The organism is Pseudomonas sp. PA-4-8C (genome assembly GCF_021606625.1).
GTDB classification, from domain to species: domain Bacteria; phylum Pseudomonadota; class Gammaproteobacteria; order Pseudomonadales; family Pseudomonadaceae; genus Aquipseudomonas; species Aquipseudomonas lactis.
This window is the reverse complement of the sequence record NZ_WKCD01000081.1, coordinates 1-20,383: the sequence shown is the minus strand read 5'-3', so window position 1 is coordinate 20,383 and position 20,383 is coordinate 1. Positions and strand designations below refer to the sequence as shown.

General features: G+C 59.6%; 20 protein-coding genes. 12 read left to right on the top strand and 8 right to left on the bottom strand.

Annotation, left to right across the window (positions count from 1 at the left end; genetic code table 11):
* The 7 genes from GIW04_RS14690 to GIW04_RS14660 form a co-directional block, all read left to right on the top strand.
* Window positions 1-733 (top strand): FecR family protein (locus GIW04_RS14690; RefSeq protein ID WP_236479025.1); only part of this gene is annotated, 733 nt, incomplete at its 5' end.
* Window positions 734-1,047: 314 nt separating this feature from the next.
* The gene (locus GIW04_RS14685) at window positions 1,048-1,506 is read left to right on the top strand and encodes a hypothetical protein (RefSeq protein WP_120248234.1); all 459 of its coding nucleotides are present in this window, start codon (window positions 1,048-1,050) and stop codon (window positions 1,504-1,506) included.
* Window positions 1,506-2,057 carry an adhesin gene (locus tag GIW04_RS14680; protein WP_120248235.1) on the top strand — a complete coding sequence of 184 codons (552 nt, stop codon included), beginning with the start codon at window positions 1,506-1,508 and terminating at the stop codon, window positions 2,055-2,057. The genes GIW04_RS14685 and GIW04_RS14680 overlap by 1 nt, the downstream gene beginning before the upstream one ends.
* Before the next feature lie 68 nt (window positions 2,058-2,125).
* Window positions 2,126-2,860 (top strand): hypothetical protein, encoded by a 735-nt coding sequence (locus GIW04_RS14675; protein WP_003190893.1) that lies wholly within the window; start codon window positions 2,126-2,128, stop codon window positions 2,858-2,860.
* Between the two features lie 61 nt (window positions 2,861-2,921).
* On the top strand, window positions 2,922-3,602 hold the full coding sequence (locus GIW04_RS14670; RefSeq protein ID WP_057709899.1) for a C39 family peptidase: 681 nt from the start codon (window positions 2,922-2,924) through the stop codon (window positions 3,600-3,602).
* Window positions 3,603-3,639: 37 nt separating this feature from the next.
* Entirely contained in the window at window positions 3,640-4,383 is a 744-nt protein-coding gene (locus GIW04_RS14665) for a hypothetical protein (protein ID WP_120248236.1), read from the top strand.
* Between the two features lie 49 nt (window positions 4,384-4,432).
* Window positions 4,433-5,740 (top strand): hypothetical protein, encoded by a 1,308-nt coding sequence (locus GIW04_RS14660; RefSeq protein WP_003190888.1) that lies wholly within the window; start codon window positions 4,433-4,435, stop codon window positions 5,738-5,740.
* A gap of 224 nt (window positions 5,741-5,964) precedes the next feature.
* On the opposite strand, the gene GIW04_RS14655 is transcribed toward GIW04_RS14660, so the two are convergent.
* Entirely contained in the window at window positions 5,965-7,287 is a 1,323-nt protein-coding gene (locus tag GIW04_RS14655) for a sigma-54 dependent transcriptional regulator (RefSeq protein WP_003190886.1), read from the bottom strand.
* A 344-nt stretch (window positions 7,288-7,631) separates the two neighbouring features.
* Between GIW04_RS14655 and GIW04_RS14650 the strand changes: the two genes are divergently transcribed.
* A complete protein-coding gene (locus GIW04_RS14650; protein WP_003190885.1) occupies window positions 7,632-7,892 on the top strand; it encodes a hypothetical protein in 261 nt (86 codons plus the stop codon).
* Window positions 7,893-7,958: 66 nt separating this feature from the next.
* On the opposite strand, the gene GIW04_RS14645 is transcribed toward GIW04_RS14650, so the two are convergent.
* The 3 genes from GIW04_RS14645 to gnd are packed head-to-tail and all read right to left on the bottom strand — an operon-like array spanning window position 7,959 to window position 11,283.
* Window positions 7,959-8,783 (bottom strand): HAD family hydrolase, encoded by an 825-nt coding sequence (locus GIW04_RS14645; protein WP_120248237.1) that lies wholly within the window; start codon window positions 8,781-8,783, stop codon window positions 7,959-7,961.
* Window positions 8,780-10,303 (bottom strand): glucose-6-phosphate dehydrogenase, encoded by a 1,524-nt coding sequence (gene zwf, locus GIW04_RS14640; protein WP_120248238.1) that lies wholly within the window; start codon window positions 10,301-10,303, stop codon window positions 8,780-8,782. Before zwf ends, GIW04_RS14645 begins: the two co-directional genes overlap by 4 nt.
* The gene (gene gnd / locus GIW04_RS14635; RefSeq protein ID WP_003190882.1) at window positions 10,300-11,283 is read right to left on the bottom strand and encodes a phosphogluconate dehydrogenase (NAD(+)-dependent, decarboxylating); all 984 of its coding nucleotides are present in this window, start codon (window positions 11,281-11,283) and stop codon (window positions 10,300-10,302) included. The genes zwf and gnd overlap by 4 nt, the downstream gene beginning before the upstream one ends.
* Window positions 11,284-11,542: 259 nt before the next feature.
* On the opposite strand from gnd, the gene GIW04_RS14630 reads away from it, so the two are divergent.
* The 4 genes from GIW04_RS14630 (at window position 11,543) to GIW04_RS14615 (ending at window position 16,339) form a co-directional block, all read left to right on the top strand.
* Window positions 11,543-11,719 carry a DUF6026 family protein gene (locus GIW04_RS14630; protein ID WP_153475996.1) on the top strand — a complete coding sequence of 59 codons (177 nt, stop codon included), beginning with the start codon at window positions 11,543-11,545 and terminating at the stop codon, window positions 11,717-11,719.
* Between the two features lie 157 nt (window positions 11,720-11,876).
* The gene (locus GIW04_RS14625; RefSeq protein ID WP_003190879.1) at window positions 11,877-13,619 is read left to right on the top strand and encodes a phosphoethanolamine transferase CptA; all 1,743 of its coding nucleotides are present in this window, start codon (window positions 11,877-11,879) and stop codon (window positions 13,617-13,619) included.
* Window positions 13,620-13,747: 128 nt separating this feature from the next.
* On the top strand, window positions 13,748-15,985 hold the full coding sequence (locus GIW04_RS14620) for a TonB-dependent siderophore receptor (protein ID WP_120248239.1): 2,238 nt from the start codon (window positions 13,748-13,750) through the stop codon (window positions 15,983-15,985).
* A gap of 141 nt (window positions 15,986-16,126) precedes the next feature.
* Complete coding sequence (locus GIW04_RS14615; protein WP_014718750.1) at window positions 16,127-16,339, top strand: hypothetical protein; 213 nt, start codon at window positions 16,127-16,129, stop codon at window positions 16,337-16,339.
* A 101-nt stretch (window positions 16,340-16,440) separates the two neighbouring features.
* Here the strand turns inward: GIW04_RS14615 and GIW04_RS14610 are convergent, their stop codons facing one another.
* The 4 genes from GIW04_RS14610 to GIW04_RS14595 all read right to left on the bottom strand — a co-directional run.
* Window positions 16,441-16,932: a GNAT family N-acetyltransferase gene (locus tag GIW04_RS14610; RefSeq protein WP_014718751.1), complete on the bottom strand. Its 492-nt coding sequence runs from the start codon at window positions 16,930-16,932 to the stop codon at window positions 16,441-16,443.
* A gap of 165 nt (window positions 16,933-17,097) precedes the next feature.
* The gene (gene zapE / locus GIW04_RS14605; RefSeq protein ID WP_120248240.1) at window positions 17,098-18,204 is read right to left on the bottom strand and encodes a cell division protein ZapE; all 1,107 of its coding nucleotides are present in this window, start codon (window positions 18,202-18,204) and stop codon (window positions 17,098-17,100) included.
* 439 nt (window positions 18,205-18,643) lie between these two features.
* Window positions 18,644-20,047 carry an MFS transporter gene (locus tag GIW04_RS14600; protein ID WP_120248242.1) on the bottom strand — a complete coding sequence of 468 codons (1,404 nt, stop codon included), beginning with the start codon at window positions 20,045-20,047 and terminating at the stop codon, window positions 18,644-18,646.
* Between the two features lie 143 nt (window positions 20,048-20,190).
* On the bottom strand, window positions 20,191-20,383 hold a 193-nt coding region (locus tag GIW04_RS14595; protein ID WP_236479024.1), incomplete at its 5' end, for a GNAT family N-acetyltransferase.

The following is a 20,383-nucleotide window of genomic DNA, read 5'->3' as shown; positions in this document are numbered from 1 at the left end:
GGCCGCAGCGGTGTGCCTGGCGGCATTGCCGCTTGCCGCCTTCACCGGCTGGGAAGCGGGCTGGTTGCCCAGCTCCTATGAACGCTTCGAAGCCGCCAATGGCTTGAAAAAAGTCACCCTGGGCGATGGCAGCCAAGTGGAGTTGAACCTGGGCACCGAGTTGGTCTACAGCCATTACAAGGACCAGCGCCGTGTCACCCTGAAAAAGGGCGAAGCGTTCTTCAACGTCACGCACGACAGCCACCACCCGTTTATCGTGCGGGCCGGCGAAGGCCAGGTGCGAGTGACCGGCACGCAATTCAATGTCTGGGAATATGAAAATCAGGTGCGGGTGATGTTACTGGAGGGCTCGGTGCAGATCTCCAGCGACGGCGAGCATGCCAGTGTGCCGCTTAGCCCAGGCATGCAAGCCAGTTTCCATCAGGGTGACGCGACCCCGCAGGTCGCCGCTATCAATCCCGATGACACCGCGCTGGCATGGCGCCAGGGCAAGCTGGTGCTCGACAACTTGACCCTCACGGACGCCTTGCCCCTGATCAACCGCTACCTGAAAAAGCCGGTGATGCTCGCAGACGCCAGTACCGGCGCGATTCGCGTCGGCGGTATCTACAACATCAATGAGGTCAACAACCTCGTGCCCTCCCTGCCCAAGGTGTTGCCGGTGTACCTGACCCAAAACCAGGACGGCAACCCCGTGCTCAACTCCATTCCCCGTAAAGCCCCCAAGGGCTGAGCCCGCTCGCACGAACGGGTACGTTTGGGCCGCGGGTGTCCATTTTTGAAACACCTGCCTCGCCTGCATCGCACGCCGTGTGCGGATTCATGGTTCTGTCACAGGCAGTGTTACATCGCTGAGACAGCGTGAGGTGAGTACAGGCATATCTCAAGCGCTCAGGGCTGTTTCAAAGCTGAAACAGAGTTGCCATCACTTTGCCTCGACTTAAGCCCAACCCCTTGAATAACAACATCTAATAAAAAGCGGCACGCCTCCTGCTCCTTTCCTGATAACGCTGTTTAGGGTCAGCGTGAAGAATAAGGACTGCCGCCGTGAACACACTCACACACGCCTCGTCGATAAACGTACTTCTGATCAGCTGTGTGCTCAGTGCCGGTGTCAGCCTGACGAGCCAGGCAGGTGACGGCGTGATCGTGACCGGGCGCACCGTGCAAGGCCATATGTATGGGCGTACCTCGCTGCCCGACCCCTACCCCAACACTGCCAATGCCAACCCCAGCAAAGAGATCAACAGCGCCCTGACCGGCGAACTCAGCGACAGGGATATCGGCGGCATCAGCAGTGGCTCCAGCCTCGCCCGCTCCCTGCAGCCCAACGGCAGCCTGTCAGGCCTGGGCGCCACCCAAAACAGCATGTCGACACTCGGCGCTGGCGCAGCGGCAGGCCATGGTGCGGGCAGCGGCAGCAGCATGGGCGGGCAGATCAGCGACTCGATCCAGCGTGGCATGGCGCCGCTCAACAACCTCGGCAGCATGATGGGGGGCAAGTGATGAAGCGCGCCCTGTTGGTGCTTGCCCTGCTGGGCAGCGCCTCGGCCATGGCCGACAACACCGCCGTGATCAACCACAGCGGCCAGCAATACGACGGCGTGCTGTCGATCAACCAGGCCGCCGGCACGGGGCAACAAATGTCCAACAGTCGCGCCATCGCGCTCGGTGGCCAGGCCACCAACGTCGACATTCAGCGCGTCGACGGCAAGGTCGACCCGTCCCTGAACGCCAAGGCAGCGATCCAGGGCAACTCATTCAGCAGTGGCAACGGTGTGCTGGGCATCAACCAGGCGGCCGGGGCCAATAACCAATCCATCAACGCTGTGCGGATCAGCCTCAACCCTGGCCCGCAGAGCATCGATGACAGCGTCCTGTTGCAACAGAACACGACGACGCTGGCAACCGACTCAGGGCTCACCCCCACCACTGGCAGCCGCCAGGTCGTGACCAGCGACCAGGCCTTCACCGGCAGCCGAGGAGTGACACAGGTGAACCAGAGTGCCGGGGTGGGGAACCGAGTGGCTAACACCCTGGGCATCACTATCAAGTAACCGCTTGGTGGACGTTCGTTAGACCGTACCAACACTTAACCAACTAATTAGAAGCAAGGAGAAACACCATGAAACCTCAAATGGCTCTGAAACCAATGGTTTTCGCTCTCGCCGCACTCATGGCTGCTGCTGCTCAAGCGGGTGGCTGGCATCCAACCCCACAACCCACCGGTACCGTGGCCGCTGTCGTCACCGATGTGCAAAAAAGCGAACACAACAAATTCGACGACACCAACACCGAGAACAACGCATCAGCCGACAACTCGGTAAATAGCAACAGCGGTAATGTCGGGGTCAACGCACAATCAGGTTCCGGCAACCAGGCTGACAACGCCGGCGCCATCTCCAGTGCCAAAGGCGACTTCGCCACCGTGTTTGCCGTGATTGATGTCGACCAAGGCAGCTCGCATAACAACTTCGTCAATAAAGGCACGCAAAACAACGCCTCCCTGGACGGCTCCATCACCGGCAACTCCGGCAACGTGGGTTACAACGGCCAGGCCGGCCAGGGCAACCAGGGTAAAAACAACCTGGCCATCACCACCGCTGACGGCAAGAACATCGCAGCGGCCTCCAACACCGAGCAGAACTCTCTCAACAACAGCTACCTGAACACGGCCGCCAGCAGCCATGGTTATGGCAAGCCTCAATACGTGTCCAACAACGCAAGCCTCGACAACTCGGTTAACCGCAACTCCGGCAACGTAGGTGTCAACCTGCAATCGGGTGCGGGCAACCAAGGCAGCAACAGCCTGTCGATCGGCCAAGGTTGCAGCGTCTGCGCCAGCGGCGTGCGCTTCTGATCCAACGGGGCCTTGGCGACAAGGCCCTTTTTTATTCCAGTGTCCAACAGGTCATTCGATCATGCGTATCGCGACCCTCACCCTCTTGATGTTGCTCACCGGCACGACCTGGGCAGGCACCATGGCGGTTTCCGCCATGCCCGGTGGTGCGGTGATTTTCAAGAAGGTCGAGAGCATCCGTGAACGCAGGTTCGCCAACCTGGTGGAACAGAAAACCGATTTCAGCTGCGGTGCCGCGGCACTCGCCACCATCCTGCGCCAGGCCTATTGGCTGGACGTCGACGAAGCACACATCATCAAAGGCATGCTGGTCACCGCCGACCAGGACCTGGTACGAACCCAGGGTTTTTCCATGCTGGACATGAAGCGCTACCTCGAAAGCATCGGCATGCGTGCCCGGGGCTACAAGATCGCGCCCGAGACCCTGCTGACCGTGAAAATCCCCGTGGTGGTGCTGCTGGAAATCCGCGGCTACAAGCACTTCGTGGTGTTGCAACGGGCCGACAAGGACTGGGTGTACATCGGCGACCCCGTATTGGGCCACAAGCGCTATTCCCATGACGATTTCGTCAAAGGCTGGAATGGCATTGTCTTCGCCGTACTGGGCGAGGGTTACGACAAGGCCAACGTGTTGCTCGACCCGCCCCTGCCGCTGACCGCCAAGAGCCAGATGAATGAGTTCCGGCCCGTGGGCGATGCCGAGCTGATGGATTTCGGTTTTATCCAGAGCGACTTCTTCTAGAAGCGCAATAAGGGGCAGGACGCCCCAGGAGCAGCAGATGAACACTTCCCGTTGGCTGACGGTCTTGTGTCTGGCCGCCTCAATGCCTGCTTATGCGTCCTCGGGGTTCAAGCCCATCGAACTCAAGGACGCCGAAATGGCCGAGCTGCGTGGCCGTTACGTGATGCCGGGGCGCATCATCAGCTTTGGCATTGTCATGAGCAGCACCTGGACCAATGCCGAAGGTAGCAACATCACCGGCACGGCCAACATGCAGATCGACAAGACCACCATTACGCCACAGTTCTACGTGCAAACTACCGGCTCGACCGGTACCGGCACGCGCCCCAACACAGGCACCGGAAATGTGGTCGGTGGTGCCGGCCTCGGCAGCGGCCAGGGCGTGACCCAAAGTGTACGCACCGCCGGCGATGGCAACGCCGCCTACAACAATGTGGGCATCAACGTCGAGAATGGGGTTACCCCCGCCAATAACCTGCAGTCCGGCCAGGTGCTGGTGGCTGGCGGCACAGTGACCGGCGACAGCGCCGCGGGCCGTGTCAGCGTTTCGGCAAACAATGCCGGCGTGCAGATGGCCATCCAGGCCAATCACAACCAGGGCAACAGCCTGCAACAGATCGGCGCGGGGAATGTGCTGCAGGGCACGGTTTTGACCGGCGATAGCAACCTTGTCAGAAACATCACCCAGATCAATGTTGTGATGAACAATAACGGGCTGAACAACGCCGCGTTGAACTGCAACCTGGATCAACTTAAAGGCCTACGCACGCTCGGTTATTGAACTACGCTGACCCTCGACACTTACGCATTAGAAAAGGACGGCTTATTTCATGCATCGATCGTTATCGCTACGTGCGGTGGTTTGTTTGAGTACGCTCTTGCCCGCATCCGTACTGTATGCCGCGCCAGACGCTGACATCGAAACCCTGAAGAAGGAACTGCTGGAACTCAAGCAACGTTACGACGTGCAGCAAAAAGCTCTGGCGGTGCTGGAGCAACGTGTGCGCCAGGTCGAGGACCAACCGGCAACGCCTGCCCCCAGGCGCCTGGCTAAATCACCTGCCGACTTCAAGAACGGCGCTAACGCTGTCGCGGCCAGCGGTACGGGCGCAGCCGCGGCGTCCGGTGGCGCTGGCGGAGGTGGCAGCTCCTACGGCCAGGCCCTCAAGGACGACTCGGCCCCTGCGCAAAGTGTGAGCAACCTGTACAACGAAGCCAGCGGCTTTTTCGGCAACGGCAAGTTCAGCGTGGAAACCGGCATCACGTATGCCCGTTATGACGCGCGCCAGTTGACGCTCAATGGTTTCCTGGCGCTGGACTCGATCTTCCTGGGCAACATCAACCTGGACCGTATCAAATCCGACAGCTGGACCCTGGACCTCACCGGGCGCTATAACGTCGACAACCGTTGGCAGTTCGACCTGAACGTGCCGGTGGTGTACCGCGAGTCCACCTACCAGTCGGGCGGCGCTGGCAACGACGCCACCGCCACCTCCGAAGGTTCCGTGACCCGCGACCCGACCATCGGCGATGTCAACTTTGGCGTGGCTTACAAGTTCCTCGACGAAACCCCGACCTTGCCGGATGCGGTAGTGTCCGTGCGCGTCAAGGCACCGACGGGCAAGGAGCCTTTCGGCATCAAACTGGTCAAGCAACCGAACAACGACAACCTCTACGTGCCCGAAAGCCTGCCGACGGGCAACGGGGTCTGGTCTGTTACGCCGGGCATTTCCCTGGTCAAGACCTTCGACCCGGCCGTGTTGTTCGGTTCGTTGTCGTACACCCACAACTTTGAAGACTCTTTCGATGACATCAGCAGTGAAGTCAATCAGAAGGTGGGAGGCAAGGTGCGCCTGGGCGACAGCTTCCAGTTCGGGGTCGGCGTAGCGTTTGCCTTGAACGAGAAGATGAGTATGTCGTTCTCGGTGTCCGACCTGGTACAGCGCAAGAGCAAGCTCAAGCCGGATGGCGGCGACTGGCAATCGGTGGTGTCCAGCGATGCCAACGCCGGCTATTTCAACGTGGGCATGACCATTGCCGCCTCGGATAACCTGACCATCGTGCCGAACCTGGCGATCGGCATGACCGATGATGCGCCGGACTTTACGTTCAGCCTGAAATTCCCATATTACTTCTGATTGGCTTGCCCGCAGGCGTTGTGTCAGTTGCTGCATCTGTGACTGCACTACCGCTTTCGCAGGCAAGCCAGCTCCCACATTGGCCATGCATTGCCCACAGAATCAGCGCCTGGCACAGATCCCCTGTGGGAGCGGGCTTGCTCGCGAAGGCGGTATGTCAGCCACTGAAGCTTTAACTGAACCACCGCTTTCGCAGGCCTGCTCCCACGTTGGGTCTACCCGCCCTAGCGGATCTGGTGTTTGTGCAGCAACCGGTAGAATGTCGGCCGGGAAATCCCCAGCACGCGGGCTGCGACACTGAGGTTGTCGCTGTGCCGGTTGAGCACATCGCACAGCGCTTGGCGTTCGGCGCGGTGTTTGTAGTCTTCCAGTGTTGCCATCGGTGCCGAAATAACCTGCTGGCCTTGCAGCCCCAGGTCAACCGCTTCGATCTGCCGCCCTTCGGCCAACACCAGGCCGCGGCGCACGCGGTTGGCCAGTTCACGTACATTGCCCGGCCACGGGTGTTGCCCCATCGCCACCAAGGCCTCTTCGCTGAAACTGCGCGGGCGCCGCCCGGTTTCCTGGCTATAGAAACGTGAAAAATGGTTGGCCAGCATCGCCACATCGCCATGGCGTTCACGCAACGGCGCGGTGACCACTTGCAGGACATTCAGGCGGTAATACAGGTCTTCGCGAAACGCGCCCTTCTCCACCGCGGCCTCAAGGTTGACGTGAGTGGCGGCCAACACGCGTACATCCACCGGTATCGGCTGGCTTCCGCCGACGCGTTCGATGTGCTTTTCCTGAAGAAAGCGCAACAAGTTGGCTTGCAGCTCCATCGGCAGATCGCCAATTTCATCGAGGAACAGCGTGCCGCCGTTGGCCGCTTCAATACGCCCGATTTTGCGCTGATGAGCGCCGGTAAACGCGCCTTTTTCGTGGCCGAACAGCTCGGACTGGATCAGGTGTTCAGGGATGGCGCCGCAGTTGATCGCGACAAACGGCTTGGCGTGCCGTTGGGATTGGCGGTGCAAAGTCTTGGCCACCAACTCTTTACCCGTGCCACTGTCACCGCGGATCAACACCGGGGATTCCGTCGGCGCCAGCTTGGACAACAACTTGCGCAACTCACGAATGGGGCGGCTCTCGCCCAGCAATTCGTGGGGCTCATCCACCGGCGCGTAGCCCTTGCCACGCAGGCGCGCCATGCCGAACGCACGGCCCAGGGTCACCTGCACCCGGGACACATCGAAGGGCAAGGTGTGGAAGTCGAAGAACCATTCGCAGACAAAATCGCCGACGTTCTGCAAACGCAGTACATCCTGGCTGAGCACGGCGATCCACTCGGTGCCGCTGCGACCAATCAACTCCTTGACCGCTTCGGGGCGTTCCAGGTGGTCACGTTGCAAACGCAGCAGGCCCACATCGCAGGAGCGCTCACCCACCGCCTCCAGGGCACAGCTGTCCACTTCCCAGCCGGCGGTGCGTAAACCGGGCAAGAGCCCGTGGCAGTCGTCACAGGGGTCGACCACCAGTAAGCGGCGTTGGGGGGGCGTCGCAATCATGACTATTCCTTGGCGCCAAGATTATTAAAGTTATTTAGAAACAACAGTTTGTGGCGACTGCTGGTAACCCTAGCAAGATCTTGACGCTGACCTTGTACCATTTCGCTATAAGTGTGGGCAAAAAGCCATGCCTGTTTCGTAGCGCGCCCGAAGTTGCCCGCCAGTGAAAGGCTTATTGCGCTTTCAAAACAGCCGCTTACATGACGTCAATCAGGGAAAGTTAAAATTTCTTGCCCTAGCATGTGACCCGCACCCCACCATCGTGCATCAGTACAAGTAACCCACCGCACGGTCAGCCCAACCGCCGGTACTCACTTGAATGGGCATACAGAGAGAAGACCCAAATGAACGCTCCGCTGCGCATCAACGAAGCTCTTTTGATTGCAGACCGTGCTTTCCAGCCCTTTCAGTGCGTGGCCTGGCACGATGGCGTTGGCGCCCTCAGCCTGAGCGTCATCGACCGTACCAACACCCGCATCGGCAGCAAACAGCTGTCCTCCACTGCGTATACCGACCCGGCTCAACTTGAAAACCTATTGTTGCAGGCCCGTGCCGAGCTCGATAAAGAGGGCCACCAGTTGCAACAGTGGGCAATGCCGAAGTAATTGCATGCAGCAACTTCCAGCCCAAGTAAAACTTGAGCTGGAAGTTGTGCAGTCATACGTCAGTCATTAACGTGCGGTGAGAATAAAACGCTCGAACGCCTCGGCAGCGCCGTCCTCGACATTACTGCCGGTGACCACATTGGCTTGGCGCTTGACGGTTTCTTCGGCCTGGCCCATGGCAATCGACAACCCCGCCACATGAAACATCGCCGGGTCATTGCCACCGTCGCCAATCGCGGCCGTTTGCGCAAGCGGTACGCCCAGGTGCTTGGCCAGGGTTTTCAAGGCTTCGCCTTTGTTGGCCAGCATCGCGGTCACGTCCAGGTACACCGGTTGCGAACGCGACACCTGGGCCAACCCCTGCACTTTCGGCTGCAATTGCGCTTCAAGCTCCACCAACAACTGGGTGTTGTTGCTGGCGGCGACGATCTTGTCGACCCGGTCCAGGTACGGCTCGAAACTCTCTACCACCACCGGCCCATAGCCCAAGCCATCAGCTTCGCGCTGCACCATGGGCCCGGGCGGATCACGGCGCAGCCAGTCACCATCGGCAAACACCCAGACTTCCACGTCCGACTCGGCCGAAAACAGCGCCAGGGTGATCAGTGCCGCTTCCGCCGGCAGATGGTGGGCAACCAGGATGCTGCCATCCGGGTTGACCAACGTGCCGCCATTGAAGCCCGCCACCGGCACATCAATACCGAAGGTTTCGATCAAATGCCGCATGGCCTTGGGCGGACGCCCGCTGGCCAGACTGAAATGCACCCCGGCCTCGCGCATCGCGCGAATGGCATCGGCGGTGCGTTGGCTGAGGCTGTGGTCGGGATGCAATAGCGTCCCGTCCACATCACTGAGGACAAACCGGATGGGTTGAATCGTCGCGTCACTCATCCGAGGCTATGCCAAGCGCGGCCATCGCGGGCCAGCAAGGCATCGGCCGCCGCCGGGCCATCCTCACCCGCCTTGTAAGCCTGGATATCGTCATCTTGCTTCCACGCATCCAGGAACGGCTGCACCGCACGCCAACCGTTCTCGATGTTGTCGGCACGCTGGAACAAGGTCTGGTCGCCGGTCATGCAGTCGTAGATCAGGGTTTCGTAACCCGTCGACGGCTGCATTTCGAAGAAGTCCTTGTAGTCAAAGCCCAATTCGATATTGGCCATCTCCAGGGTCGGCCCAGGCTGCTTGGCCAACAGGTCGAACCACATGCCTTCGTTCGGCTGGATCTGGATCTTCAGGTAAGTGGGCTTGAGTTCATCGACTTCGGTATCGCGAAATTGCGCATAAGGCGCCTGCTTGAAGCAGATCACGATCTCGGTGTCGCGGATGCTCATGCGCTTGCCGGTACGCAGGTAAAACGGCACACCGACCCAACGCCAGTTATCAATCATCACTTTCAGCGCGACGAAGGTCTCGGTACTGCTGTCCGGCGCGACGTTGGCTTCTTCGCGATAACCGGGCAATGGCTTGCCAGCGATTTCGCCAGCGGTGTACTGGCCGCGCACAGAATTGGCCCGCGCATCTTCCAGCGACCAGGGGCGGATCGCACCCACCACTTTGGCCTTCTCACCCCGCACCGCGTCGGCACCAAAGGCTGCCGGCGGTTCCATGGCAACCATCGCCAGCAACTGGAACAGGTGGTTGGGCACCATGTCCCGCAGCGTGCCGGTCTTCTCGAAGAAGTTGCCCCGGGTTTCAACGCCGACGGTTTCAGCGGCAGTAATTTGCACGTGATCGATGTAGTGGTTGTTCCAGAACGCTTCGAACAGCACGTTGGAGAAACGGCTGACCAGGATGTTCTGCACCGTCTCCTTGCCCAGGTAATGGTCGATGCGGTAGATCTGCTTCTCGCTCATCACCTTGAGCAGGCAGGCGTTGAGCGCCTCGGCGGTGGCCAGGTCGGAGCCGAACGGCTTCTCGATGACCACGCGGCGAAAGCCATCGTCGGTTTCATTCAACAAGCCGGCACTGCCCAGGCGCTGCACCACTTCACTGAAGAAGCGCGGTGCAGTGGCGAGATAGAACACCGCATTACCGGTGCCGCTGTCAGCGATCTTGCTGGCGATATCGGCATAGGTGCTGTCGTCGAGGAAATCTCCCTCGACGTAGCTGATGCCCTTGGCCAATTGCGCCCACAACGCAGGGTCGAGGGCGTTTTCGGCATTGCCCCGGACCTTGCTGGAGGCTTCGGTACGAATGAAGTCTTCGAGTTTCTTGGCAAAGTCCGCATCGCTGATGGCGTTGTGATCAACGCCGACAATACGCAGGCCATCGCCCAGCAACCCGTCGCGGCTCAGGTTGTACAGCGCCGGCATGAGCAGGCGCTTGACCAGGTCGCCATGGGCGCCAAACAGAAACAACGTGGTGGGTGGAGCAGGTTCGGCCTTGGTTTTTTTGCCGTTGGCGGTCATTTTTTGGAAGTCTCCACATGGCCGCCAAAGCCGAAGCGCATGGCAGACAGCATTTTGTCACCGTAGGTGCTCTGCTGGCGGGAACGGAAACGCGCGAACAGCGAGGTCGACAACACTGGAACCGGCACCGCCTGCTCCATGGCCGCTTCGATAGTCCAACGGCCTTCACCGCTGTCGGCCACGGAGCCTGAGTAGCCGTCGAGTTTCGGGTCGGTGGCCAGGGCGTCGGCGGTCAGGTCCAGCAGCCAGGACGACACCACGCTGCCACGACGCCAGACTTCGGCGATGTCGCCAACGTTGAGGTCAAAGCGTTGGTCTTCCGGCAGGTTTTCCGAGTTCTTGGTCTTGAGGATGTCAAAACCTTCGGCAAACGCCTGCATCATCCCGTACTCGATGCCGTTGTGGATCATCTTGACGAAGTGGCCCGAACCCGCTGGGCCGGCGTGGATGTAACCCTGCTCGGCACGTGGGTCGGCAGAGGCCGAACGGTCCTTGGTGCGCGGGATGTTACCCAGGCCCGGCGCCAGGCTTTTGAAGATCGGGTCGAGGCGATTCACGGTCTCGGTGTCGCCACCGATCATCATGCAATAGCCACGCTCCAGGCCCCAGACGCCGCCCGAGGTGCCCACGTCCACATAGTGCAGGCCCTTTTCAGCCAGGGCCTTGCCGCGACGCACGTCGTCCTTGTAGTTGGTGTTGCCGCCGTCGATGATCACATCGCCGTCTTCCAGCAGTTCGCTCAGCACGTTGATGGTGTCTTCGGTGGGCGCGCCCGCCGGCAACATCACCCAGACAGCGCGAGGCTTTTGCAGGCCGGCCACCAGCGCTTTCAAGTCGGCGACGCCGGTGGCGCCCTCCTCGCTCAGGGCTTTGACGAAGGCTTCGTTACGGTCGTATACAACGGTGGTATGCCCATTGAGCATCAGGCGCCGCGCAATGTTACCGCCCATGCGGCCTAGTCCGATAATCCCCAGTTGCATGTGCTGATGCTCCTAACTTCTAAAAAATGTGTGACATAGTTTATAGCGCAATGAGGCTAATGAGGGTTAGTCCAGAGCGGATCCGTGTAGTTTCATGACAAAAAAGTTGCCATCGTTTCACCATCACCCCGGCAAAAGTCACACGACCACCAAAAATAAAAAAGTTCCCTTGCAGCGAAAAAGAATTCAAACTTGCTTCCGACTGTTGCCAAAAACCTGTTTTGGCACCGCGATCTACCGGCTATTTGCGAGGTAAGCAATGAGCACAGCACAGATGACCCGTCCGCCACAGACCCTCTACGTCACTATCCGTCGCGATGAACTGCGCCAGTTGAAAGACGAGCGTGATCAGTTGCAACAGGAAGTCCTGCGCCTGCGTTCACACCTTCAAGCCCATCTCGATCAGCCGTCGGATGCCAAGCCTGCGCTGTGCTGAAGCCCGCGCCAGTAGCCTTGTAAGGCAATACCTACAGAAAACTCACAAAGTTTTCACACTCCCCTCTTGATACTCCCGTTCCGCGATGCCGCTCACTTCCTGGGCGGCCCGATGTTGCGCGCCTGTGCGCGACAATCTTTTTCTGATGGGGCGCTGGATGGCGATGTTCAAACGCAGCACGACGACTGCGAAAGGCTTTGATTGGGCCGGCCTTGGCTGGTTATTCCTGTTTTTCTGGTATTTCTCGGGTATTACCCAACTTCTTATCCAACTGACCGGCACCTCCGGCTTCAGTGGCTTCCGCCAGGCCTTCTTCATGAGTGCGCTGTGGCTGGCGCCGATGTTGCTGTTCCCGCGTCGTACGCGCCTGCTCGCCGCCTTGATCGGCGTGGTGCTGTGGGCTTGCTCTATGGCGAGCCTGGGTTATTTCTTCATTTACCAGCAGGAGTTCTCCCAGAGCGTCATCTTCATCATGTTCGAGTCGAACATCTCTGAAGCCGGCGAATACGCCACCCAATACTTTGCCTGGTGGATCGTGCTGGCGTTCATTGCCCACACCGCCTTCGCCATCTTTCTGTGGACGCGCTTGCGCCCGGTGTACCTGCCGCGCGGTCAGTCGATCGTGGCAGCCATTGCCATCGTCCTGGCAGTGGTGGGCTACCCACTGGTCAAGCAGATCGCCACCAGCGAAACCATGGAATTGGCCATCGACCGTTTCGAAACCCGCATCGAGCCTGCCGTGCCTTGGCAGATGATCGTCGCCTACCGTCGCTACACCGAGCAGTTGGACAACATGCAAGGCATGCTCACCAGTGCGAGCAAGATCCCACCCTTGAACAACCTCAAGGACAGCATGGCCGGCCAGCCGTCCACACTCGTATTGGTGATCGGCGAGTCCACCAACCGCCAGCGCATGAGCCTCTACGGCTACCCGCGCAACACCACGCCGGAACTGGACAAGCTGCGCGACCAGTTGGCCGTGTTCGATAACGTCATCACCCCGCGCCCGTACACCATTGAAGCACTGCAACAGGTGCTGACCTTCGCCGACGAAGAAAACCCGGACCTGTACCTCAAGACGCCGTCGATTGTCAGCGTGATGAAACAGGCTGGCTACAAGACCTTCTGGATCACCAACCAGCAGACCATGACCAAACGCAACACCATGCTCACGACCTTTTCCGAACAGGCCGACGAGCAGGTGTACCTCAACAACAACCGCAACCAGAACGCCCGTCAGTACGACGGCGATGTACTGGCGCCGTTTTCCAAGGCCCTGGCCGATACCGCCGAGCGCAAGTTCATCGTGGTGCACCTGCTGGGCACCCACATGAGCTACCAGTACCGGTACCCGCCAACCTTCGACAAGTTCACCGACCGCCAGGGCGTGCCGGCGGGTGTCAGCGATGCGCAGTTGCCGACCTACAACAGCTATGACAACGCCGTGCTGTACAACGACTTCGTGGTCTCCAGCCTGATCAAGGACTACGCCAAGACCGACCCCAACGGCTTTTTGCTGTACCTGTCGGATCACGGCGAAGACGTGTTCGACTCCGCCGGCCATGACACCTTGGGCCGTAACGAAGGCAAGCCGACTGCGCCGATGTACACCATCCCGTTCATGGCCTACGCCTCGCCAAAATGGCGCGAAAGCCACGACTGGAGCTTTGCCGGCGACTTGCAGCGGCCTTACAGCAGTTCGCAGTTGATCCACACCTGGGCCGACATGGCAGGCTTGAGTTTCGACGAACTGGACCACAGCAAGAGCCTGGTGAGCGACAGCTTCAAGCCACGCCCGCTGTTGATCGGCAACCCTTACGAGACCAAGCAGAAGGCGCTGATCGACTTCAGCCTGATCAAGCCCAAGAAGGCCGACGGCGCCGAAGTGGTGGCCAAGTAAGCCAGGGCCTTGTAACAGAAAGATAACAATCATTCTCGTTTGAGCCTAAAGTTCCGCAGCTCCTTTCGTCTTTGAACCATGCCCTCCCTGCCTGGGGAGGTATCAAAGACGACAAGGAGTCTGCAGTGATGTTCGCGCCCTTCACCCGTTCCATGACCTTCACCCTCGGCCTGTTCAGCCTGGCGCTGAGCCCGGATTCGCTGGCCGACACCACCCCCGAAACAGCCCCTACCCAAGCCTTGGAACTGGGCGCGACCACTATCAGCGCCGACGGCCTGGGCTCCACCACCGAGCATACCGGCGCCTACACCACCGGTTCGATGAGCACCGCCACGCGGCTGAACCTCTCCGTCAAGGAAACCCCGCAATCGATCTCGGTGGTCACACGCCAGCAGATGGACGACTTCAATCTTAATACCCTGACGGAGGTGTTGCGCCAGACCACGGGCGTCAACGTTCAGCATTACGACTCCGATCGTGTCTACTACTCCGCCCGAGGCTATGGCATCAACAACTTCCAGGTTGACGGCATGCTCAACACCTTCGGCTACATGAAGACCGACGCCGACACCATCATCTACGACCGCATCGAAGTAGTGCGCGGCGCGACGGGCCTGACCACGGGCGCAGGCGACCCTTCGGCCACCGTCAACATGGTGCGCAAGCGCCCTACCGCGCAGTGGCAGGCCAAGACCGGCATCAGTGGCGCCAGCCATGACAACTACTACAGCTACGTTGATGTGGGCGGCCCGCTGGCGTTCGACGGCAAGCTGCGCGGGCGCAGCGTGCTGGCCTACCGCGACAGTCGGTCCTTTCGTGACAACTATGGGCTGCAGCGGGCAGTGGGCTACGGCATCCTCGAGGCTGATCTTTCCGACGATACCGTGCTGGCCGTCGGCTTTGATTACCAGGACAAACAGGTACAGGGCACCTCCTGGGGCACCGTGCCCTACTGGAACAGCCAGGGCGGCAAGGCCAGGCTACCCCGCTCCACCAACATGGCGGCGCACTGGAGCTCCTGGCCACTGACCGACAAGACCACCTTCGCCACCCTCGACCATCGGCTCGGCGGCGACTGGCACTTGAAGGCCGCCTACACCCATCGCCAAAGCGACACCGATGGCAAGGTGTATTACGGCGGCGCCGGCTTCCCCAACCCCGACCGCAGCGGCATGACGGCCTGGGCCAGCCATATGCGCGGTACCTCGCGCATGGAGGCCATCGACCTCAACCTGGCCGGTAGCTACACGCTGCTGGGCCGCGAACACGCGCTGATGATGGGCTATGGCGAAGCTGCGCAACGGGATGTCTCGCCCTTTATGCGCAGCGACCTGCCAGACAGCTACTACCCCATCCAGGACTGGAAGCACATGGGCGGCATCGGCAAGTTCACCGACCAGGTGACCGACCTGAAGGGTGAGCACAGCAAAAAGCAACAGAAAGCCGGTTACCTGGCCACGCGGCTGAGCCTCACAGACCGCTTGCACGCCGTGCTGGGCAGCCGTTACGGCAGTTGGGAGCTGGAAAGCGCAGAGCCCAAATACAATGCCAACGACCAACTCACCGCGTCGGGCAAAACCAGCCAGACCCACAATGATATGTGGACGCCCTACGCCGGCCTGCTCTACGACATCACGCCGCAATACACCGTTTACGCCAGCTATACCGACATCTTCAAACCCCAGAACAACCGCGATGCCAACAAGAAGTACCTGGAGCCCGTGGTCGGCAGTAACTACGAAGTGGGCCTCAAGGGCAGTGTGCTGAACGAGCGCTTGAACCTGGCCGCTGCGTACTTCTGGAGCACCCAGGACAACGTCGCCGAGCGAGATGACTCAGTACCGCCCAATCCGGTCACCGGCGAGGAATACTACAAATCCGGCGGCAAAGGTAACAAGGTCAACGGCTTCGAGCTGGAAGCCGCCGGGGAAATCACGCCGGACTGGAATCTGACCGCCGGCTATACCTACACCCATTCGGTCAATGGCTCAGACAAACGCACTAACACCAGCCAACCCTTGAACCTGCTGAAGATCTCCAGCGCCTATCGCCTGCCGGGCGCCTGGCGCAATCTGACGGTCGGCGGCGCCGTGAACTGGCAGAGCGAAACCTACGACTTCAGCAACCGCCCGACCGGGCAGCGCAAAAGCGAAGGTCGGCCGATCACCACCCGGGCGAAAATCACGCAACAGGGCTATACCGTGGTCAACCTGATGTCACGCTACCAGTTCGACGAACAGGTTTCGGCGTCGGTCAACGTGAACAATCTCTTTGATAAGAAATACTACGAGCGCGTTGGTTTTTATAACGGCGTGTATTGGGGTGAGCCGCGTTCCGTCACGCTGGCATTGGATTGGAAGTTATAGCCCCGCCCGTTGAAGTTAACAAAACTGTTAACTTCAACGGCATCTCCCGTTAATTCCCACTTAATAAGATAGCGCCATAGTCGCTCCATGATCTGATCACGGAGCGACCGGACACCTATCACTTTTAATGGGAATACCGCGATGAAAATGTCGACCTTGATACTGGCCAGCCTGATGACCCTGACCTCCGCCGCCGCCTTTGCAGAGGGCGGCGCAGAGCGCTCCAAGGAGTTCTACAACAACTTCAGCTTCATTCAGGAAAAAACCCACGGCAAGGCTGAGCAACAAGTTGCCAGCGCCGATGGCAAATCGGTTAAGTCTGAGACTGTTGATCAGGCACAACCGAACAGCTGAGTTAATGCTTACTTAATCCGTAGCACCCTGCGCCATTCTGCTCCGTTGGCAAAGGTTTATTGGGCGCCCTTTAATGGCGCCCTTTTTTTGCCGGTTATTTATTACAACGGCTTATGCCAGAACAGCATTCGCCCATGGGCGGGATCAAACACTGAGTCGTCAAACCCGAACTTGCGGTATGCCGACTGCGCCAGGGCATTACCTTCCAGCACTTCGAGGGTGATCTTGCAGCAACCGCGCTGCCGGGCGATTTCCTCGACCTTTTGCAGCATCTTCTGACTCAACCCCAAACCCCGAAATTGCTCCTTCACCATCACGTCGTGGACGTTGACCAAGGGCCGGCAGGCGAAGGTCGAAAAGCCTTCGAAGCAATTGACCAACCCCGCTGGCTCCCCCCCGACGAACGCCAGCACACTGAACGCGTGTGGGCGCTTGGCCAGTTCGGCTGGCAGTTGCTGCAAGAGATCGGCTGGCAGGCTGTGGCCGCCGCCCATCGGGTCTTCAGCGTAAGAGTTGAGCAGCAGGCCAATGGCGTCGGCGTGCACGGCGTTGGTATAGCTGGCTTGCAGCACCAGGATGTCTGGGGTGTCCATGTCCTTCCTCGATAGCGACAACCAGGGAATCGGTTCCCTTTGAGAGGTGCGATTGTAAGCGTGGAGTCGGCAGTAGATGAAGGAGATACGCGACAAATAGCTGACAGAAAGTGCGAAGGTTGCGCGCATCAAAGCGCGCAATGAGCCCGCAAGCGGCGATTTTTCCTAGATAGCGAAGCGTTGCAATTGCATCTCCTGCAGTCGGCTCAGGGTGCGACGGAAAGGAAATTCCAGGTAACCATCGGTGTACAGGTGCTGCAACGGCACACGGGCTTCGATAAAGAGCGGCACCTTACGGTCGTAGCATTCGTCTACCAAGGCAATAAAGCGCCGTACGCTGTCATCGTGCACCGACAACTGCGGCAACTCTCGATCCCCAGCCACCACGCGCTCGGCGCCGTCTTCAGTGCCACGGGCAATTCGGCCCGGGCGTTTCTGTGCACTGAGGTTGGGGACGTCTCCCAGCAGGATGGCGCGGAAGCGATCACACAACAGCATGAAATCCATGGCGGCCAGGGGCTGCTCGCACAAGTCGGCATAACGGCACCAAAGCACGGTGTCACTGGCCTGCACCGTCATGATGGAGCGGTGCCCTACGCTTAATGCCCCGCGGATCACGGTTTGCCCTTGGCTCAATTGTTGAAACACCGCCGCCAGTGCCTCGGGTTGATTCACCCAATAGCGCTGCATGCCAGCGCCGGGATGCAAGCGATGATCCTCGCCACCGTCCACCGCCACCACCTGCATATGCTGCTTGAGCGCATCGATGCCCGGCAGGAAACGCTCACGGTTAAAGCCATCGGCATACAACTGGTCGGGCGGCTGGTTGGACGTACACACCATCACCACGCCTTCCTCGAACATCACCTGGAACAGGCGGCCGAGAATGATCGCATCCCCGATATCATTCACAAACAGCTCATCGAAGCACAGCACGCGCACGGCCTGGCTCAGCTCCCGGGCCAGCGCCTGCAAGGGGTCTTGGGTGCCCGTGAGCTGGAATAAGCGCTGGTGCACCCACGCCATGAAGTGGTGAAAATGCTGGCGCCGCGCCGGCACGCGCAGGCTTTGGTAGAACTGGTCCATCAGCCAGGTCTTGCCGCGCCCCACGGGGCCCCACAGGTACACGCCGGCAATCGGTGAACGCCCTTGGTGCAAGGCCTCGTGACAGGCTTGCAGGGCTTGGACCGCCCGGCGCTGGGCGTCATCGGCGACGAAACCTGGCTGGGTGATGGCGTGTTGATAAGCGGCGAGAGGCGAGTCGAAAGTCATGCTTGCCAGTATGACTGATACACCGGATATGTACTCAGCTTGATCCCGCGACGGCCTGCCAGCCGACGCCTATCTACCTGGCCCCCCACGATCCAACTGTGGGAGCTGGCTTGCCTGCGATGACGGCCTCACAGTCGACACTGTTATACCGAGTACATATCCATTGCTGCGCTAACGGCTACTTAGGGTTCCGCCCTGACGGCGGCTCACTTTGCAAAAGCCGGGATGCCGGCCCAGGCCAAAGTAAGCAAAACGCTCTGGCCCCACCACTCGGCACCTCGCTTAGGCTCGGTGTGCCCGTAATCCGCCAGCGTGGTTTAACGGGGCGCCTAAGATCAAAAGCAGATCAAGATCAAGAGCGGCTCGCTTCGCATCGTGGTTACCGTTTGCTGCTACAGCCCAAACAGTTGTATCGGGAGCAAGCAGCGTCGCATTAAAGCTACAGATCAGTGATTTCCTTGTGGCGCGGCACCAGCGTGTTCATCACGCTCCAGGCCACCAGGTAAGCCAGGGCGCAGATGGCGAACATGATCATGTAGCCGGTATGGATGTCGTTGATGGACTTGTAATAGTCGAACACCCAACCGCCGATCTTGGTCATGAGCACGCCGCCCAAGCCACCGGCCATGCCGCCAATGCCGACCACCGAGGCGACTGTTTTCTGCGGGAACATGTCGGACACGGTGGTGAATATATTGCATGACCACGCCTGGTGTGCCGAAGCGCCCACGCCGATCAGCAGCACCGGCACCCAGAAGCTGAGGTAACCCAGCGGCTGCGCCAGCAACACCACCAGCGGGAACAGCGCAATCACCAGCATGGCTTTCATGCGCCCGTCATAGGGGGCATCGCCGCGTGCCATGAAGTAGCTGGGGAACCAGCCGCCGCCAATGCTGCCGACCATGGTCATGCTGTACAGCACCGCCAACGGCATCACGATATCGGCGCCTTTCATGCCGTATTGGGCAGACAGGTAGGTGGGCAGCCAGAACAGGAAAAACCACCACACGCCGTCAGTCATAAACTTGCCAAAGGCAAACGCCCAGGTCTGGCGGTAGGTCAACAGTTTGAACCAGGAGACTTTCTTCCCTGCGGTGCCCGTCGGCGCCGGGGTGAACGGCTGTACGGTCTGGTCGCTGCGGATGTAGGCCAGCTCTTCAGGCGACAGACGTTTTTGCTGTTCCGGTTTTTCGTACACGGCGGCCCACACGCCTACCCACACAAAACCCAGCATGCCGATGACCATAAAGGCCGCCTCCCAGCCCCACAGGCCGGCAATCAAGGGGACACAGATGGGCGCCAGGATCGCGCCGACATTGGCGCCGGAGTTGAAGATGCCGGTAGCCAGGGAGCGTTCTTTCTTGGGGAAATATTCGGCAGTGGCCTTGATCGCGATCGGGAAGTTACCCGCTTCGCCAATCGCCAATACCGCCCGTGAAAGCATGAAGCCGGCGATCGACACCGGGATCACCGCCAGGCCAATGGCGCCGCTGACGGCTGCGATACCCTCGCCCATCGGCACCGAAAACGCATGCATGATCGCGCCGGTGGACCAGATACCAATCGCTACTACATAAGCGGCCTTGGTGCCGATTTTGTCGACGAAGCGCCCGGCAAACAGCATGGAAATGGCGTAGACAAACTGGAACACCGCCGCGATGTTGGCGTAATCAGTGTTGCTCCAGCCAAACTGCGTCGAGAGTTGCGGCGCCAACAGGCTGAGCACCTGGCGGTCGAGGTAATTGACCGTGGTGGCGAAAAACAACATCGCGCAGATCGTCCAGCGATAGCTGCCGACCGCCTGGCCGACACGAAGGGCACTGATGGGCTCGTTCAGATTCATGGCATCACTTTTTATTTTTGTTAGGTAGGACATATGTAACGTCATATGTCGTCGTACAACTACGAGTTTTATAGCGAGACGCCCACGCAGTGTCAATCGCAAAGATTGCCGCTTATCGAGGATTTACGTGGAATAGTAAAATGTCAGGCTTGTGCAGTTGTAGGATGACAAACCCGGAGCACCAGGCTGGGCGCTTGACCGGGGACATCCTCCAGCAGGCCAAAACGTTGCATGCCGAGTTTCTCCAGTACGCGGATCGACGCAGCATGATCGGGCCGCACCAGGCCGAAGACTTCTGGTAAAGACAGGGTGTCGAACGCCAGCGCCAGTGCATCC

Bases quoted from the DNA above. Each gene is read 5' to 3' on its own strand.
- GIW04_RS14680 (WP_120248235.1), top strand. From the start codon at position 1,506: ATGAAGCGCGCCCTGTTGGTGCTTGCCCTGCTGGGCAGCGCCTCGGCC.
- GIW04_RS14675 (WP_003190893.1), top strand. From the start codon at position 2,126: ATGAAACCTCAAATGGCTCTGAAACCAATGGTTTTCGCTCTCGCCGCA.
- GIW04_RS14670 (WP_057709899.1), top strand. From the start codon at position 2,922: ATGCGTATCGCGACCCTCACCCTCTTGATGTTGCTCACCGGCACGACC.
- GIW04_RS14665 (WP_120248236.1), top strand. From the start codon at position 3,640: ATGAACACTTCCCGTTGGCTGACGGTCTTGTGTCTGGCCGCCTCAATG.
- GIW04_RS14660 (WP_003190888.1), top strand. From the start codon at position 4,433: ATGCATCGATCGTTATCGCTACGTGCGGTGGTTTGTTTGAGTACGCTC.
- GIW04_RS14655 (WP_003190886.1), bottom strand. From the start codon at position 7,287: ATGATTGCGACGCCCCCCCAACGCCGCTTACTGGTGGTCGACCCCTGT.
- GIW04_RS14650 (WP_003190885.1), top strand. From the start codon at position 7,632: ATGAACGCTCCGCTGCGCATCAACGAAGCTCTTTTGATTGCAGACCGT.
- GIW04_RS14645 (WP_120248237.1), bottom strand. From the start codon at position 8,783: ATGAGTGACGCGACGATTCAACCCATCCGGTTTGTCCTCAGTGATGTG.
- zwf (WP_120248238.1), bottom strand. From the start codon at position 10,303: ATGACCGCCAACGGCAAAAAAACCAAGGCCGAACCTGCTCCACCCACC.
- gnd (WP_003190882.1), bottom strand. From the start codon at position 11,283: ATGCAACTGGGGATTATCGGACTAGGCCGCATGGGCGGTAACATTGCG.
- GIW04_RS14630 (WP_153475996.1), top strand. From the start codon at position 11,543: ATGAGCACAGCACAGATGACCCGTCCGCCACAGACCCTCTACGTCACT.
- GIW04_RS14625 (WP_003190879.1), top strand. From the start codon at position 11,877: ATGGCGATGTTCAAACGCAGCACGACGACTGCGAAAGGCTTTGATTGG.
- GIW04_RS14620 (WP_120248239.1), top strand. From the start codon at position 13,748: ATGTTCGCGCCCTTCACCCGTTCCATGACCTTCACCCTCGGCCTGTTC.
- GIW04_RS14615 (WP_014718750.1), top strand. From the start codon at position 16,127: ATGAAAATGTCGACCTTGATACTGGCCAGCCTGATGACCCTGACCTCC.
- GIW04_RS14610 (WP_014718751.1), bottom strand. From the start codon at position 16,932: ATGGACACCCCAGACATCCTGGTGCTGCAAGCCAGCTATACCAACGCC.
- zapE (WP_120248240.1), bottom strand. From the start codon at position 18,204: ATGACTTTCGACTCGCCTCTCGCCGCTTATCAACACGCCATCACCCAG.
- GIW04_RS14600 (WP_120248242.1), bottom strand. From the start codon at position 20,047: ATGAATCTGAACGAGCCCATCAGTGCCCTTCGTGTCGGCCAGGCGGTC.